Below are 15,720 nucleotides of genomic sequence, written 5' to 3'. Positions count from 1 at the left end.
CTATGAATGCCGGAGTGTCCAAAGGGGGCGATCATGGGCGATTCTCTCGGGAGCTACCGGTCGGCGATGCGGGACGCCTGGCGCGGCTGGTGGATCAACTGGCCGCTGTCTCAACGGATCCGGGTCGGCGATGTGCTCGACACCACGGGCGACACCATTCGCCCCGCCGGTGACCTGGCCAAATACGGCATCACCTTCGAGACCGGGGCGGCCGCGCCGCCGGCCGACTTCCTGTACGACGCGAACGGCTCCGTCAAGGTCACGTTCAAGCTGGCCGGCGCCACCCCGCAGGGCTTCTCGGCGCTCGCCGCGGCCGATGCCGGCGCGCTGGTCTCGTTCGACGGATCGTCCAGTGTGCTGGCCCTGTTCACCGGCCTCACCCAGGACCGGTTCGCGGACACCCGGGCGGTCGCCGCCGGCCTGGTCCGCCGCTACTGGAGCGGCGACTGGGCGAAGGAGCTGGCCGGGGTCACCGACGTGATCGCGGCCGCGGGCGGCACCGTGCTCGCCGCCGCCGAGCGGGACGCCTCCGCCGAGCTGCGGGTCGACGCGCATGCCGGCGTGGGACCGATCAAGCTCGCCGACCTGTCCGGGAAGGTGGCGGTGGCCCGCTCCAGCGCCGTCGGTCTGCAGTGGACCGGCACCGAGGTCACCCCGTTCTACCGGGTGTTCCGGCTGCGGCGGGACTGGCTGAACCGGGTCGAGACGGATTACGGCCCGAAGCAGCCGGGGCGGGGCGCCGCGCCGGGCGTGGTGCCACCACTGCTGGTCGAGGAGGCGCGCGACGACCCGGACTCGGTGCTGGAAGCGCTGTGACCGCTCTCGACGCCGAGCTGGCCGTCTCCGCCGACGGGACGACCGTCACGCTGACCGTGACCGGCCGCCCGGCCGCCACCGCGAAGGTCGCCGGCGACCTGGACGTGGCGCACTTCGCCGGGGCGCTGGACCGCCGCATGCCCGCCGACACCCGGGCGGGGCTCGGGCGGACCCTGTTCGACGCGGTGATCCGGGACGAGACCGCGCGGCTCTGGGCGGAGCTGGAGGAGGACGGCTCGCCGCTGCGGCTGCGCCTGCACCTCCCGCCGCCGCTGCGCGCCCTGCCGTGGGAGTTGCTCGCCTCGGGGACGGACCGGCTGGCGCTGCGCCGGGCCTCCACGCTGTGGCGGGGTGTGCCGCCGCGGCCCGGCGACCCGATCGACGGCCCGCTGCGGGTGCTGGTCGTGGTCTGCAACCCGACCGACCGGCAGGTGCTCGGCGACGAGGAACTGGCCGGCCTGACCGGTGCCGCCGCCGAGCACCCGGCGTACGCGCACGTGGAGATCGTGGACGGCCCCGACCGGGACCGGTTGACCAAGGAGATCGACCGGCTGCGCCCGCACGTGCTGCACTTCATCGGGCACGGCATGCCACGGGTGCCGGGCCGGGCCGCCGCCCTGGCGTTCAACTGGGTGACCGCCGGCGAGTCGCGTGGCACGGTCTGGGAGCTGCCCAGCACCGAGATCGGCCTGCTCGTCTCGGAGCAGTGGGTGCCCCGGCTCGTGGTGCTCAACGCGTGCCGGACCGCCGCCGACCCGCTGGACCAGGTCGGTGGCGTCGGCGAGGCGTTCCTGCGGGCCGGTGCCGGCGCGGTGGTGGCCATGCAGGCGGACGTCGAGTCGCCCGCCGCCGCCGACTTCGCCGCCCACTTCTACCGGGGCGTCTTCGCCGGTGCCGGCCTGGACCGGGCGGTCGCCGCGGCCCGCACCGAGATGGCCAGGACGTCCGGGGACACCGGTGAGTGGGCGATGCCGGTGCTCACCTGCCGCCTCGACCCGGCCGATGTGCTGCGGACCAGTTTCCGGCGGCTGCCGGACGAGATCGCCGGGCTGGTCGGCCGGCCCGAGTACGCGATGATGCGCAACTTCCTGGACCACGCGTCCGGGCGGCGCGACGCGTGGTGGGCGCTCGACCCGCCGGAGGGGGAGCCCCGGTCGCTGCTGGTGGTCGGCGGCCGGTCCAGCAACCCGCACAAGCCCACCGGGAAGACCTGGTTCACCCGCTGCTGCCTGCTCACCTACTTCCTGCGCGGTTATCGGGTCACCTATGTGGACGTGGGGGTGCCGCTGGCCCGGCCGGACGGCGAGCCGGCCCGGACCAAGACCTGGCTGCACGTGCTGCGCATGATCCGCGAGGCGTGCACCGCGCCGGAGCAGGCCGAGCCGCTGCCGGCGAGCGCGTTCGCCGGCTTCGAGGAGGTCTTCGACCGGCTGGCCGGTACTCCGGACGGGGCGGCCGGCCAGTGGTGGCGGTTCGACGAGAACCGGCCGCGCGCCGCCGAGCACCGTGACCGGATCCTGGACGCGTTCCGGACCGCGCTCGCCGCGGCGGCGGCCGAGCGGCCGCACGTGATCGCCCTGGACAACGCGGAGCAGATCCTGCCCGAGTCGTTCGACGGGGCGATCTACCCGGGTCTGCTGCGCCCGGTCGGGGCCGGTCGGGGCGGGGTGCGGGTGATGCTGGTCGGCAAGGCGGACTGGCTCGCCGAGCGGCTGCCGGTGCGGGACGAGGCGTACTGGGGCCCGCTGGTGACGATCGGTGACTTCCAGGCGGCGCAGATGATGCGGCTGGCCCGGGACTACTGCCGCCGCCGCGGGTTCGACTTCCACCAGCTGGAGCGGGTGTTCCAGGTGATGTCCGAGGTGGAGCCGCAGACCTGGGTGACCCGGTTCAACGAGGTGCTGGTCGCGCTCGGGCTGATCCGGGCGGTGGAGTCGTGAGCGCCGAGGCGCGGCGGCTGGACGAGGTCGTCCGGCTGCTGCGCTCCGGGCAGAGCCTGGAGGAGATCCAGCGGGCCGGGCTGCCGGAGTCGTGGCGGCTGGCGCTGCGGGTGTGCGCGGCCGCCGGAACCTTCGACCGGGACCTGTACGAGCGGTTGCGGACCCGGCACATCGCGCCGGATGCTCCCGCGCTGGACGACCTGGCCGGTCGGAACCTGATCGAGGCGGTCGGCGGTGACCCCCCGACGTGGCAGGTCGCCCGGGCCGACGCCGCCTCCTGGATGGCCGAGTGGCAGGCCGAACCGCGGGTGCTCGCCGAGGTGGAGGCGGAGATCGCCGCCTGGCACGTCTCGCCCGCCGAACGGCTGCGACACCTGCTGGTGGCCGACCCGGCCGCGGCGATGGAGCTGTTCGACGCCGAGTTCCGCGTCGCGGACCGGGACCGGGACTTCGCCCGATGCCAGGACCTGATCGATGTGCTGGGCGATCCGCAGCGGATCACGTATGCCGGGCCGGAGGTGGCGGAGCTGCGCCTGGAGCGGGCCGGCTACCTGCGGGCGCGGCTCTTCTGGTCGGGGGCGTGGAGCCGATCGGCGCAGTTCCTGGAGCCGGACGGGCTCGCCGAGCGGGCGGACGCCCTGCTGGGCGGGGCCGCGGAGCGGGTCTGGCAGATCTTCGCCCCGACCGGCACCGGCAAGACCGTCCAGTTGCAGTGGCTGGTCGCCCGTAGATGTGTGCCGGCCCGGTACGACATCCCCTGCGCCCGCGTCGACTTCGACCTGGTCGATCCGGTGGTGGCGGCCCGCTACCCGTGGCTGCTGCTCCTGGAGATCGCCGAGCAGCTGGAGCGCCGGTGGGCGCGGCGGGTGTTCGAGCGGCTGGACCGGTTCTCGTCGTACCGGGGGATGCTCGACCGGCAGGACGCCGAGCCGGGCCGGGCCGCCATGCGGGGACTCGCCGCCCAGGAGCAGCACGCCATCGACCGGACGGTGTCGGAGATCTTCGTACGGCGGTTCAACGACGCGGCCGGCGCCCGCCCGGTGCTGCTGGTGGTCGACACCCTGGAGGAGGTGCTGCTCGGCGCCGACCCGGACGAGCTGCTGCGGATGCTGGCCCGGATCGTCGCGCGCTGCCCGTCGCTGCGGCTGGTCCTGGCCGGCCGGTACGACCTGCGCGAACGCGCCGCCGCCGGGCTGGCCGGGTTCGGCCCGGTCCAGTCGATCGCCCTCGGCGACTTCAGCCCCGAGCAGACCGGGCGCTACCTGCGGGAGCTCCGGCACATCACGGACGAGCGGCTGTGCACCGCGGTGGTCGAGCGGACCGGCGGCCACCCGTTCCTGGTTGCCATGTTCGCCGACCTGATCGAGGAGGAGCCCGGCACCTCCCCGGAGGATCTGCGCAACTACCGCGACCCGGCGCTGCGGCTGCTGATCGACCGGGTGATCCGCCGGATCCCGGACCACGACGTGCGCTGGCTGGTCCGCTACGGCGTGGTCCCGCGCCGCCTGCACCGCAACGACCTGATCGAGGTGATGCGGCCGTTCCTGGAGCGCAATCGGCAGGGCCCGAACGACCTGGACGATCCACGCCAGGACGAGCACCACCTGAGCGGCCGGGACGACATCTTCCCGTTCCGCTCGTCCGAGGTGGACCCGGCCCGCCTGGAACGGGCCTGGCGCCGGCTGCTCGACTACGCGGCGCAGCGGTCCTGGGTCTCCGAGCCGGCCCGGGACGGCCGGCTGGTCACCTTCCACCAGAAGGTACGGGCGCCGATGCGCGAGCTGATCGCCCGGCAGCCGGTCGCCCGCCGGCTGCACCTGGCGTTCCGGGACCGGTTCGACCGGCTGGCCGGGGAGCATCCGCAGGCACCGGCGCCGTTCCAGCGCGAGTCGTTCTACCACCGGGTTCAGCTCGGCGAGGCGGACGCGGCGGGGTACTGGGACGCGCGGATCCGGAATCGGCGGGCGGCCGGGGACCTGGACGGGCTGGCGGAGCTGGCCCGCGACGTGCTCTCCGACGACTACGTGGACGCCGACGGCGTGCCGCTGCGGCGTGCTGACGGGAGCCCGCTGGTCTCGCACGAGACGGTGGAGCGGGCGTTCGTCTGGCTCGCGTACGCCACGGTGGAGCAGGCCCGGCAGGCCGGTGCGACCCGCGCCGACCCGCTCTGGGCGGCGGCCGAGGGCTTCCTGTCCAGGGCCGCCGCGGTCCGGGGCGGGGCGGCCGCGGCGACCGGCGGGCTGGCGACGGCGATGCACGCCGCCACGCTGCACATCCGGGGCCGCTCCGCCGAGGCCGCGGCCCTGGTCGAGAACGCGCTGCCGGACGCGTCCGAGGACGACCGGATCGACCTGCTGCGGGTCCGCGCCGACGCGGTCGGCTCCGCCTCCGGCGCGATCTTCGCCGAGGCGCTCGCCCTGGCCGAGCGGCGCCGACCGGACCAGGTGGAGCCGCTGGCGCTCGCGCTGGCCCGGGACGCCGAGGCGGCCGGCCGGTTCGACCGGGCGCTCGGCTGGTGCCGCCGGGCCGGTGCGCGGGGCAGCTTCCGCGCCCGGCTGCGGGAGGCCGAGCTGCTGATCGCGGCGTACCAGCCGGGCGTCGCGCTGGAGGTGCTGACCGGGATCCAGCCGGCCGGGCCGGCCGAACGGTCCGCGGCGTGCCGCGTCCAGGCCCGGGCGCACGCCCGGCTCGGCGACAGCACGGCCGCGCTGGACGCCCTGGCCGCCGCCCGCAAGGCCGCGGACGAGGTGCCGGGTGGCGGCGGCGCGGCGCTGGTCGCGGAGGTACGCCAGGACCGCGGCGTGCTCCTCGGCGACCTGCTCCAACTGGACGAGGCGGAGTACGAGCTGAAGAAGGCCGCCGCCTCGTGGACCGCGGCCGGGTTCACCGAGGGCCATCCGGAGTGCGCGTACCTGCACCACCGGTTCCTGGTCCGGCAGGTGGGCGACCTGCGGGCCGCGGCCGCGCTGCTGAGGCCGGCGGTTGCCGAGGGCGACCGGATCGGGATGCTCTGGGACGAGCTGACCGCGGAGCGGCTCGATGCGGACCGGCCGCAACCGGTCGAGGGGCCGCCCCGGTTCGTCGCGGCGGTGATCGCGGCCCGGCTGGCCCGGTCCTGGGCCGCGCACCGGCACCTGATCGACCCGCTGCTCGAAGCGATGGAGCGGATCAGTCCGCCGTCGGCGCGGCTCGGTGTCCTGGCCGAGCTGGCCCGGTGCGCCGACCCGGTGCCGGCCTCCGACGTCGAGCGGCTGCGCCCGCTGCTGACCTGGCCGCCGGACCGGCCGGACGACGCGCCCGCCCAGCTGCCGTGGCTGGCCATCCTGGAACGGCTGGCCGGGAACCGGGAGCGGGCCGCGCGCGTGCTGGCCGGCCTCCCGGCCGCGCACCCCGATCCGCTGCTGGGCCGGCCGCTGCTCGCCGTCGGCGGCGGGGCGTTGCCGAACCGCGCGGTCCTGCTCGCGGACTCCCGCTATCCGCTGCTCCGAGCGGTCGGCCTGGCCACGGAGGCCGCTCCGGAGCTGGCCGAGGAGGCGGTCAGCCTGTGCCGTGGGGTCAGCTGGCCGTCCCGGTGGTCCGCCGACATCTATCGCTGGGCCGCGGTGCAGCTCGGCGATCCCCGGCTGCGTGCGGCCGCGATCGACCTGGACTGGCGGCTCGGCCGGATGTTCGGCGGCCCCGAGCCGGAGCGGCTGGTCGCCGACGGCCCGGAACCCGTGACGAGCCCGCTCTCCTGGCCGCCGGACCTGCCCCGCAGCTTCTACGAGATCCAGGTCCGGCTCGTGCGGGACTGGGCGGATCTGGCCGGCGACCTCGGCCGGGCCCTGACCGGCTCGGAGGCGGTGCGGCTGGACTCCGACGACGTGCTCGTCCACGGGCTGCCGTGGGAGCTGGCCCCGTCGCCCGGGGCGGCCGCCGCCCTGTACCGGGGGATGCCGGGCCGGTCCCGTCCGGTCGACGTGCGCTGGTTGCAGTACGCGCTGAACCTCGACGAGGCCGGCATCGAGGTGGACGGGATCATGGGGCCGGAGACGGGCCACGCGCTCCGGATCGAGGCGCTCGGCCTCCCGCTGCGCGGGAAGCAACTCGCCGAGCTGCGCGGGCGGCTGGCCGCGGACCGGGCCGCCCGGCGCCCGGTCGCGGTGGTGCTGCGGGCGGAGTCCACCGGGCCGATCGCGCCCAGCTCACACGAGGACTACGGATATCACGTGGCGGACCTCTACCACCGGAGCGGCTATCAGGTGCGGCACTCCTACGACCTGCGGCAGGCGCCGGCCGCGCTCGCCGACTCGCCGACGGTCCTGCACGTCTGCGCCCGGCTGGACTATCGGGACTCGGGCCCGTACTTCGCCTTCGGCGGCGGTGCGGACGACACCCTGGAGCCGTCGGACGTGGTGCGGTGGCTGCGGGCGGGCCGGCCGGGCCGGGAGCCGGTGCTGGTGCTCGACCCGCCGTACCCCGGTTCGTCGTACGACATGCCCTGGCAGATCATGCTGCGCAACCTGTTCGCCGCGCACGTCTTCGCCGAGGCCTGCGTGCCGGCGGTCTTCGCCACCGGGCTGATCCGCACCGGCGGCGGCTACGTCGAGACCATCGCGGCCGGGATCGCGCGGGGCGCCTCCCCGCTCGACGCGGTCCGGGCGATCCGGCCGGCGGGGCTTCCGGCGGGCCGGACGCTGGACTGGAAGCTGGACGACGCGCTGCTGGCCGCACAGTCGACCACGGTGTTCGCCGCCGAGACCGCTTTGCTGAGCCTCGAATGAGTGAGCTGGCGAGCGAATCAGCCAGCTCAGTCGGTGGCTCATGGCGACGCCGGAGCGTAGCGGAGGTGGCGGCATGAGCGAGCTGGCAAGCGAATCAGCTAGCTCGGGTGGCGGCATGAGCGAGCTGCGGGACTTGGAGTTGGCGCACGCGGTGCGTGGGTTGTGCGACGAGTGGGCGTACTGGCGGGAGCTGGCCACCGCCGAGGCGATGGAGAAGCACACCAGTCAGATCGAGGCGATCACGAGCCTGCTCGGCGCCGCCCTGGCCGAGGTGCCGGAGCTGGCCGACCCGTTCGAGCGGGTGCTCGACCTGCACCACGTCTGGGATTTCTTCCGGGCCAAGCTGCTGTTGCGGCAGGTGGAACCGCTGCGCCGGATCCTCGACGTCGCCGACGAGCTGGCCTGGGCCGTCTACCACCGGGCCGTCGACGGGCGGTTGAAGGAGCCGCCGCTGGTCTTCCTGGATCGGGGTGCGGTGCCGTTCGCGGCCGCCCGTGGGGTGAGCTACCGGGACCTGCTGCCGCGCGGGGTGCGGACGAGGTCGGGCGTGGAGGCGGTGCGGGGACTGCCGGTCCCGGTGATCGGCATGCCCTGGTTCCTGACCGGTCACCTGCCCGGGGTGCTGCTGGTGGCGCACGAGGCGGGACACCATGTGGAGGACGACTGCGGGCTCACCGCGGAGCTGCCGGGGGCGCTCGCCGGGCTGGACCCGGCCGCGGTGGCACGGTGGGAGCCGTGGCTGGGGGAGGCGTTCGCGGACGTGGTGGCGAGCGTGGCGTGCGGAGCCGCCTACAGGCAGGTGCTGGCCGGCGCGATCGGCGCGGGGGACGGCGCGGGCGCGGCGGACTATCCGCCGCCGGCGGCGCGGATCGAGCTCTGCCACGGTGCGACGGAGGATCAGGGCGACGGCGAGGCGGCGCGGGTGGGCCGGGCCCTGGCGACCTTCGCGTACGCCGGACTGGGCGGCCGCAGCCTCCGCGACGTGCTCACCCACCCGGATGTCGCGAGGGCCCCGTCGGGCGCGGCGGGGCTGCTGCGCGGGCTGGGCAGCGGGCTGACCGACGTGCGCGCGGTGCTGTCGGCCGCCGCACTGGCGTTCCTGACCGGCCCGGCCGGCTACGACACGTTCAAGGTCGGGCCGCGCGCCGTCGACGAGGTGCTCGCACTGCGCCCGCGGGGGCCGCGTCACCGGGACGGGGGCGGCGACGCGACCCGCGCCCGCGACGTGGCCGCCGTGGGCGCCCTGATGCGGGCTCTCTCCGAGCCGGACCCGGCGGTCAGCTGACGGCGGCTCGGCGGGCGGTGTACTCGCCGCCACCGCGCTGCGGGTACGGGACCAGGTTGTCCGGCTTCTCGTCGTACGACTCGGCCCAGCGGCGGCTGGTGCTCTCGAGCGTGTCGGACTCGTAGACCGAGCGGCCGTGGAAGCGCTGCGAGTAGTCGAGCATGCCGTCGACGAGCCGGTCCACGTCGCCGGCCGGGCGGACCACCAGGCGCATGAACTGGCTGGTCATGCCCAGCTTGTTGCCGCACTCGCGGGTCATGATGCCGTGGTTGGCGACCAGGAAGTCGCGCAGCGCCACGCCGGACCACTCGGTCGGCAGCTTGACCAGGTAGAAGTTGCCCTGCGAGGGGAAGACCGTGAGGCCCGGGATGCGCTGCAGCTCCCGGCCCATCGACCGGCGGTCGCGGCTGAGCAGGCGCAGGCTCTCCTCGTACTCCATCTCGTGGTCCTGGATCATGTGGACCACCTTCTCCGCGAGGGAGTTCAGGTTCCACTTCGGCAGCATCTTCGCGATCTTGCCGGCGATCGCCGGGTTGCTCAGCATGTACCCGAACCGGATGCCGTGCAGGCCGAAGTTCTTGCCCAGGGACTTGAGCACCACCGCGTTCGGGCGGATCACCGCGTCCGGGCCGACCGACGGGTAGCGCTCGGCGTCCGAGAAGTCGATGAACGACTCGTCGATGATCACCAGGTCCAGGTCGCTGAGCTGGTCCATGAACCGGATGATGTCGCGGCGCGGCAGGTAGTTGCCGTCCGGGTTGTTCACGTTGCAGACGACCGCGACGCGGGACCGGCGCTCGCGGATGAACTCGACGTACTCCTCCAGGTCGAGCCGGAAGCCGTCGCGCTCCTGCAGCGGGAACATGTCCACCCGCTTGCCGGTCTCCAGGGGCTGGTCGGTCCAGCGGCCGAAGGTCGGGATCGGGACGGCCAGGCTCTCCTTGACCAGCAGGTGGTCGATCCAGGTGATCAGCTCGGTGGAGCCGTTCGCCATCGCCACCGTCTGCGGGTGCAGGCCGAGCACGCTGGCCAGCTTCTTGGTGATGGTGGCGGAGTCGCTGGGGTAGTACTTCAGGATGCTCTTCAGCTCCCTGGTGAGCTCGTCGAACATCTCCGGGGTGGGGAAGTACGGGTTGCACGGGATGCAGAAGTCGACGATCTCCGCACCTTCACCGGCCGCCCGGGCGAGGTCGAAGTAGGAGGCGCTGTGCGCTCCCTTGTGCAGGATCGAAGTGTCGATTCCGGTCCGTGCCACGGTGTCCTCCCGCTGGTCCTCGGTGACGATGCCGCCGACGAGTACGGAGGTCGCAGCCAGATCGTTCACAACTTCGTTGATCCCCTTGGAGGCTTAAGGCGGAGGAAAGGAACAACATGCGGGGAATCCTTCGGATGGCATTGATCGGCTGCGTGGTGCTGGGCTCGGTGAGCGTCGCCGACGAGGCGCAGGCCACGCCCGGCACCGCCGTGACAGCCCGGACCGTCTGGCGGTGGACGGTGGACGACACCGATTACCTGCTGCGGGAGATCACCATCGCGCCCGGCGGCAGCACGGGTTGGCACCGGCACCCGGGCCTGGTGTTCGGCAACGTCCGCGAGGGGACCCTCACCCACCAGCTGTCCGACTGCACGACCCGGCACCGGTACACCGCCGGGGAGAGCCTGATGGAGGACCCGGACGAGCCGCGGTCCCATGTCGGCCGGAACGAGGGGAGCGGGCCGTTGATCCTGGACGTCGTCTATGCGACGCCGCACGGAAAACCGATCAGCCTGGACGTTCCTGATCCCGGTTGCTGAGGCGCTAACGTGAGACCGTGCAGACCGGCTGGCCGGCCTCCCCGGCGATCTACGAGATCGATACCTGGCCGTGGCTGACCGGCCTGTCCCGCCGGCTCGGCCGCCCGGTGACCCTGGCGGACGTGCCCGCCGGGGTCTGGGACGAGGTGGCCACGCCCGGCCTGGACGCGGTCTGGCTGATGGGTGTCTGGGAGCGCAGTCCGGCCGGTCTGGCGGTGGCCCGCGCCGACGACGGGTTGCAGCGGGCGTTCCGGCGCGCGCTGCCCGACCTGGCGCCGGACGACGTGGTCGGCTCGCCGTACTGCGTGCGCCGCTACCGGGTCGACGACCGGCTGGGCGGACCGTCCGGGCTCGCGAAAGCCCGTGCTGAGCTGCGCGAACGTGGGTTGAAGCTGATCCTCGACTATGTCCCCAACCACGTCGCCCCGGACCATCCGGCGGTGCTCGGGCATCCGGACTGGTTCGTGCGCCTGGAGGACGGTTCGATCGCGAACGGGCGGGACCCGTTCTTTCCGCCGTGGCCCGATGTGGTCCAGCTGAACGCGTTCTCCGCCGGGCTGCGGGCGGCGACCCTGGACGTGATGTCGCGGATCGCCGAGCAGTGCGACGGGATGCGCTGCGACATGGCGATGCTGCTGACCAACGAGATCTTCGCGGGTACCTGGGGGCGGCACGCCGGCCCGGTCCCGGCCACCGAGTTCTGGCCCGGCCTGATCGGCGAGCTGCGGGAGCGGCATCCGGACGTCGCGTTGATCGCCGAGGTGTACTGGGACACCGAGTGGCTGTTGCAGCAGCAGGGCTTCGACTTCTGTTACGACAAGCGGCTCTACGACCGGCTCGCGCACGAGGATGCCGCTTCGGTCCGCGCGCACCTCGCGGCCGGCCGGGACTATCAGGACAGACTGGTCCGCTTCCTGGAGAACCATGACGAGCCGCGGGCCGCGGCGGCCATGCCGGACGGGCGGGGCCGGGCGGCCGCGGTGGCGGTGGCGACCCTGCCGGGGGCGACGCTCTGGCACGACGGGCAGTTCGAGGGGCGGCGTACCCGGCTGCCGGTCTTCCTGGCCCGTTACCCGGACGAGCCGGCCGACCTCGGGCTGCGCGACTTCTACCGGCGACTCATCGAGGTCGCCGGCGACGTCCGGCGGGGGGAGTGGCGGCTGCTCGGGACTTCCGGCTGGCCGGACAACCCGTCGCATCAGGACCTGCTGGCCTGGTCCTGGGACGCCACTGTCGTGGTGGTCAACTACGCGGCGCATCCGGCGCAGGGGCGGGTCGAGCTGCCCGGGCCGGCACTGGCCGGGCGGGCCTGGCGGCTGGTCGACCGGCTGGACGGCCGGGTCTTCGAACGGTCCGGCAGTGAATTGGCGACCGACGGACTCTTTGTCGATCTGCCGCCTTGGGGTTTCCACATCCTCACCCTTTCCTAGGAATGGGATAAGAAACGCCTATCTATTGCCTGTGAACATTTGTTTCAACGTTTCCGCAGGTGGGCCAGTTTGACAGGTTCTTGACGGAGAACTCACAGGCGCAATTCCAGATTGCTGGGTTGTGCGCCGGGGATGCGGTTGTCAACAATCTTGTGACCCATTCTCCAGTCCTCTGTGAGGAGTATCCCGTGAAGGACGAAACGGCCCGTCACGCCCAGCCGGGCCCCCGGCGCTGGCGTGGTGTCGCCCTGGCCGCGACCGCACTCGCGGTCCTCGGCGCCGGCATCGCCACCGCGAACGCCGCCACCGCCCCCGACCCCCGCCCCTTGGCCGCGCCCCAGGACCCGACCCGGGGCGCCAAGGGCGTCGCCGGGCTGGTGAACGCCGCCGACGCGTTCCTCGGCACGCTCAGCGACGGCCAGAAGTCCGAGGTGCTGCTCGATCTCACCGAGGAGAACGCGACCGCCTGGTCCAACCTGCCGTGCGCCGGCACCTGCCGGCCCGGGATCGAGCTCGGCACCCTCACCGCCGAGCAGCTCACCGCGGCCGAGACGGTGCTGCGGGTGGCGGCCGGGACCGGGCAGGGCACCGGCTTCGACCAGATCAGGAAGATCATGGCGGCGGACGACCTGCTGGCCGCGGACAGCGGCGGCTCGGCCGGCCCGGGTGACGGCTCGGCCCCGTCCGCCTCCGGAGAGCCGGCCCCCGCGCCCTCCGGCTCGGGCGGGCCGCCCGCCGGCGGCGGTGGCGGCGCCTTCTCGTACGGCAGCGGCTTCTACTACCTGGCGTTCCTCGGCACCCCCTCGGTCACCGGCACCTGGCAGCTCAACTTCGGCGGTCACCACCTCGCCGTCCATCTCACCTACGAGAAGGGCCGGGTGACCGGCGCCAGCCCGTTCTTCCTCGGCGTCGAACCGATCAGCTACACCGACTCGAGCGGCGCCACCGTCGAGGCGATGGCGGCCCAGAAGAACTCTGTCGCCGCCCTCGCCGCGAGCCTCACCACCAAGCAGATGACCGCGGCCACGATGGCCGAGTCCTTCGGGGACGTGCTGGTCGGCCCGCAGAAGGACGGCCAGTTCCCGGCGACCAAGGAGGGCGTCCCGGTCAAGACGTTCTCGCCCGGGCAGAAGCGGCTCGTCCTCGACGCGATCAAGGCGTGGGTCTCGAACAGCGACGACGCCTCGGCGCGGCAGCTCCTGAAGATCTACGAGTCGGAGCTGGACCGGACCGTCGTCGGGATCTCTGGCGGCACCGGCTACGAGACCCAGGGCGACTACCTGCGGATCGACGGGCCGAGCGTGTGGATCGAGTTCGTCTGCCAGAACGGCGTGGTCTACCGGGACCAGATCCACTACCACACCGTCTACCGTGACCACACTCGCGACTACGGCGGAGAGTTCTCGTTCTGATGCGACGGGCACTCATCACCGCACTGGTGGTGACGGCGGCGCTCCTGCTCGGGGCGCCGCCCGCCGCCGCCCACCCGATGCCGCACTCGGTGGTCCTGCTCGACGTGCACGAGACGTCGGTGACCGCGCGTCTGGAGCTGCCGTCCGCGGACCTGGACCTCGCCCGCGGGGGCGAGCCGGTGCGGACGTACCTGGCCGCCCACATCCGGCCACTCTCGACCGACGGCCGGGCCTGGACGGTCACCGTCGGCGAGGTCGCGGTCGGCTCGGCGGAACAGACGTCGACCGGCCCCTACCAGGAGATCACCGCGACGGCGACGCTGACACCGCCGGCCGGTGGCGACCTCCGGCACTTCACCCTCGGGTACGACGTGATCGTCCACCGGGTCGTCACCCACACCGTGCTCGTCTCGGTCCGGCGGGACTGGGCCGGTGGCCGGCTGTCGTCGTCCTCGACGCAGGTCGGCACGATCCAGATCGACAACCGGACCATGACCGTGCCGGCGCTCCGAGTGGACCTGGGTGACGGCAGCCGGTGGTCCGGTCTCCTGGCGATGGTCGAACTGGGCGCCGAGCACATCCTGCAAGGCGCGGACCACCTGCTCTTCCTGCTGATCCTGCTCCTTCCGGCGCCGCTGCTGGCGGCCGGCGGGCGTTGGTCCGGATCCGGCGGCCCGCGCTCGACGGTCGCCAGGATCGCGCGTACGACGCTGGCCTTCACGATCGGCCACTCCGCGGCCCTGGCGGTCAGCGCGTCGACGCACCTGGACCTCCCGGCGTGGCCGGTGGAGTCGTTCATCGCGGCCAGCATCCTGGTCGGGGCGGCGCACGCCGTACGCCCGATCTTCCCCGGCCGAGAGGCGGCCGTCGCCGCGTTCTTCGGTCTCGGCCACGGGCTGGCCTTCTCGTTCACGCTCGCCGAGCTGCGACTCTCCACCGGCCGCCTGGCGCTCAGCCTGTTCGGCTTCAACCTGGGCATCGAGCTGGTTCAGCTGGCGCTGGTCGCGCTGGCCCTGCCGGTGCTGGTGGCGGTCGCCCGCACCCGCTTCGGCCACCGGTTCCGCCTGACCGCCGCCGCCCTGACCGGTGTCGCGGCGGCCGGTTGGCTGATCGCGCGGCTGGGCCGGCCGAACCCGGTGGCGTCCGTCGCGGACAGCGTCGGCACACATCCCACCGTGCTGCTGACGGCCCTGGTCGGGGCCGCGGCAGCGGCCGTTCTCATCCTCACTCGACGATCCGCGGCGACCCGCACCCGACATGGCTGATTCCTCCGGCGGCGTGGCACGATGGCCGGGTGACCAGTCACGAACAGCGCTTGCGTGACCTCAAGCGGTTGCGACAGGTGCGGGACCGGATCGACCGTGACTACGCCCAGCCCTTGGACGTCGAGGCGTTGGCCGCCGGAGCGCACATGTCCGCCGGCCACCTCAGCCGGGAGTTCAAGATCGCCTTCGGCGAGTCGCCGTACGGCTACCTGATGACCCGCCGCATCGAGCGTGCCATGTCGTTGCTGCGCCGCGGCGATCTGAGCGTGACCGAGGTCTGTTTCGCGGTCGGCTGTTCCTCGCTGGGCACGTTCAGCACCCGGTTCACCGAGCTGGTCGGGATCTCGCCGAGCGCCTACCGCAAGAGCGCCGCCGACGCGACCGAGGGCATCCCGTCCTGCGTCGCGAAACAGGTGACCAGACCGATCAGGAATCGAGAAGCCCGGCGCGCGCCGCGTTCCTAGCCTGGTCGTATGGATATCAGAATTCACGCGAGCTTCCTCCCGCACGACGACGCCGAGGCGGCGCTCGCCTTCTACCGCGATGTCCTCGGCTTCGAGGTGCGCAACGACGTCGGCTTCAAGGACATGCGCTGGATCACGGTCGGCCCGAAGGGGCAGCCGGTCTCGATCGTGCTGCACCCGCCGGCCGCCGACCCCAGCATCACCGAGGACGAGCGCCGGGTCATCGCCGAGATGATGGCGAAGGGCAGCTACGCGGCGGTGACCCTGGCGACCGAAGACCTCGAGGGCGTCTTCGAGCGGCTGGTGGCCGGCGGCGCGGACGTGGTCCAGGAGCCGGCCGACCAGCCGTACGGCATCCGGGACTGCGCCTTCCGCGACCCGGCCGGCAACCTGATCCGGATCAACCAGCTCTAGAGCGACCAGCGTCGGGCCCGGGCCGGTCGCTCGGGGGCCGGGTTCCGCCGCGGTTCTATTGCCGCAGGTCGATCGGGGTCCGCGAGTCGCCGAGCGGGCACGGATCGACGGACCGGATCAACGGTGTTGCTACATAT

11 protein-coding genes are annotated in these 15,720 nt (G+C 73.2%); 10 read left to right on the top strand and 1 reads right to left on the bottom strand.

Going from position 1 to position 15,720, the window contains the following annotated elements; genetic code table 11:
* Positions 1-33 precede the first annotated feature (33 nt).
* The 4 genes from CHC09_RS06560 (at position 34) to CHC09_RS06545 (ending at position 8,804) form a co-directional block, all read left to right on the top strand.
* On the top strand, positions 34-816 hold the full coding sequence (locus CHC09_RS06560) for a hypothetical protein (protein ID WP_089292083.1): 783 nt from the start codon (positions 34-36) through the stop codon (positions 814-816).
* On the top strand, positions 813-2,756 hold the full coding sequence (locus CHC09_RS06555; protein WP_089292082.1) for a CHAT domain-containing protein: 1,944 nt from the start codon (positions 813-815) through the stop codon (positions 2,754-2,756). The genes CHC09_RS06560 and CHC09_RS06555 overlap by 4 nt, the downstream gene beginning before the upstream one ends.
* Positions 2,753-7,519, top strand: coding sequence for a hypothetical protein (locus CHC09_RS06550; RefSeq protein WP_089292081.1), 4,767 nt, complete (start codon positions 2,753-2,755; stop codon positions 7,517-7,519). The genes CHC09_RS06555 and CHC09_RS06550 overlap by 4 nt, the downstream gene beginning before the upstream one ends.
* 73 nt (positions 7,520-7,592) lie before the next feature.
* Complete coding sequence (locus CHC09_RS06545) at positions 7,593-8,804, top strand: hypothetical protein (RefSeq protein WP_143232227.1); 1,212 nt, start codon at positions 7,593-7,595, stop codon at positions 8,802-8,804.
* Here the strand turns inward: CHC09_RS06545 and CHC09_RS06540 are convergent.
* On the bottom strand, positions 8,797-10,128 hold the full coding sequence (locus tag CHC09_RS06540; protein ID WP_239138196.1) for a pyridoxal phosphate-dependent aminotransferase: 1,332 nt from the start codon (positions 10,126-10,128) through the stop codon (positions 8,797-8,799). The genes CHC09_RS06545 and CHC09_RS06540 overlap by 8 nt on opposite strands.
* A 47-nt stretch (positions 10,129-10,175) precedes the next feature.
* On the opposite strand from CHC09_RS06540, the gene CHC09_RS06535 reads away from it, so the two are divergent.
* From CHC09_RS06535 to CHC09_RS06510, 6 genes are all read left to right on the top strand, one after another.
* On the top strand, positions 10,176-10,598 hold the full coding sequence (locus CHC09_RS06535; protein ID WP_089292079.1) for a cupin domain-containing protein: 423 nt from the start codon (positions 10,176-10,178) through the stop codon (positions 10,596-10,598).
* Between the two features lie 17 nt (positions 10,599-10,615).
* Positions 10,616-12,028, top strand: coding sequence for an alpha-amylase family glycosyl hydrolase (locus CHC09_RS06530; protein ID WP_089292078.1), 1,413 nt, complete (start codon positions 10,616-10,618; stop codon positions 12,026-12,028).
* A 188-nt stretch (positions 12,029-12,216) separates the two neighbouring features.
* A complete protein-coding gene (locus CHC09_RS06525; RefSeq protein ID WP_203833060.1) occupies positions 12,217-13,440 on the top strand; it encodes a DUF3500 domain-containing protein in 1,224 nt (407 codons plus the stop codon).
* Positions 13,440-14,705, top strand: a complete 1,266-nt coding sequence (locus tag CHC09_RS06520; protein WP_089292077.1) for a HupE/UreJ family protein — start codon at positions 13,440-13,442, stop codon at positions 14,703-14,705. Before CHC09_RS06525 ends, CHC09_RS06520 begins: the two co-directional genes overlap by 1 nt.
* Positions 14,706-14,734: 29 nt before the next feature.
* Positions 14,735-15,169 (top strand): helix-turn-helix transcriptional regulator, encoded by a 435-nt coding sequence (locus CHC09_RS06515; RefSeq protein WP_089292076.1) that lies wholly within the window; start codon positions 14,735-14,737, stop codon positions 15,167-15,169.
* Positions 15,170-15,178: 9 nt separating this feature from the next.
* Positions 15,179-15,583 (top strand): VOC family protein, encoded by a 405-nt coding sequence (locus CHC09_RS06510; RefSeq protein WP_089292075.1) that lies wholly within the window; start codon positions 15,179-15,181, stop codon positions 15,581-15,583.
* Positions 15,584-15,720: the final 137 nt, after the last annotated feature.

The sequence above is a fragment of the Actinoplanes regularis genome (assembly GCF_900188005.1).
Taxonomy (GTDB): domain Bacteria; phylum Actinomycetota; class Actinomycetes; order Mycobacteriales; family Micromonosporaceae; genus Actinoplanes; species Actinoplanes regularis.
The sequence above is the reverse complement of the archived record's forward strand: the minus strand, read 5'-3'. Positions and strand labels throughout refer to the sequence as shown.

Excerpts from the sequence above, each read along its gene's own strand:
- CHC09_RS06560 (WP_089292083.1), top strand. The coding sequence starts at position 34 with ATGGGCGATTCTCTCGGGAGCTACCGGTCGGCGATGCGGGACGCCTGG.
- CHC09_RS06510 (WP_089292075.1), top strand. The coding sequence starts at position 15,179 with ATGGATATCAGAATTCACGCGAGCTTCCTCCCGCACGACGACGCCGAG.
- CHC09_RS06545 (WP_143232227.1), top strand. The coding sequence starts at position 7,593 with ATGAGCGAGCTGGCAAGCGAATCAGCTAGCTCGGGTGGCGGCATGAGC.
- CHC09_RS06520 (WP_089292077.1), top strand. The coding sequence starts at position 13,440 with ATGCGACGGGCACTCATCACCGCACTGGTGGTGACGGCGGCGCTCCTG.
- CHC09_RS06535 (WP_089292079.1), top strand. The coding sequence starts at position 10,176 with ATGCGGGGAATCCTTCGGATGGCATTGATCGGCTGCGTGGTGCTGGGC.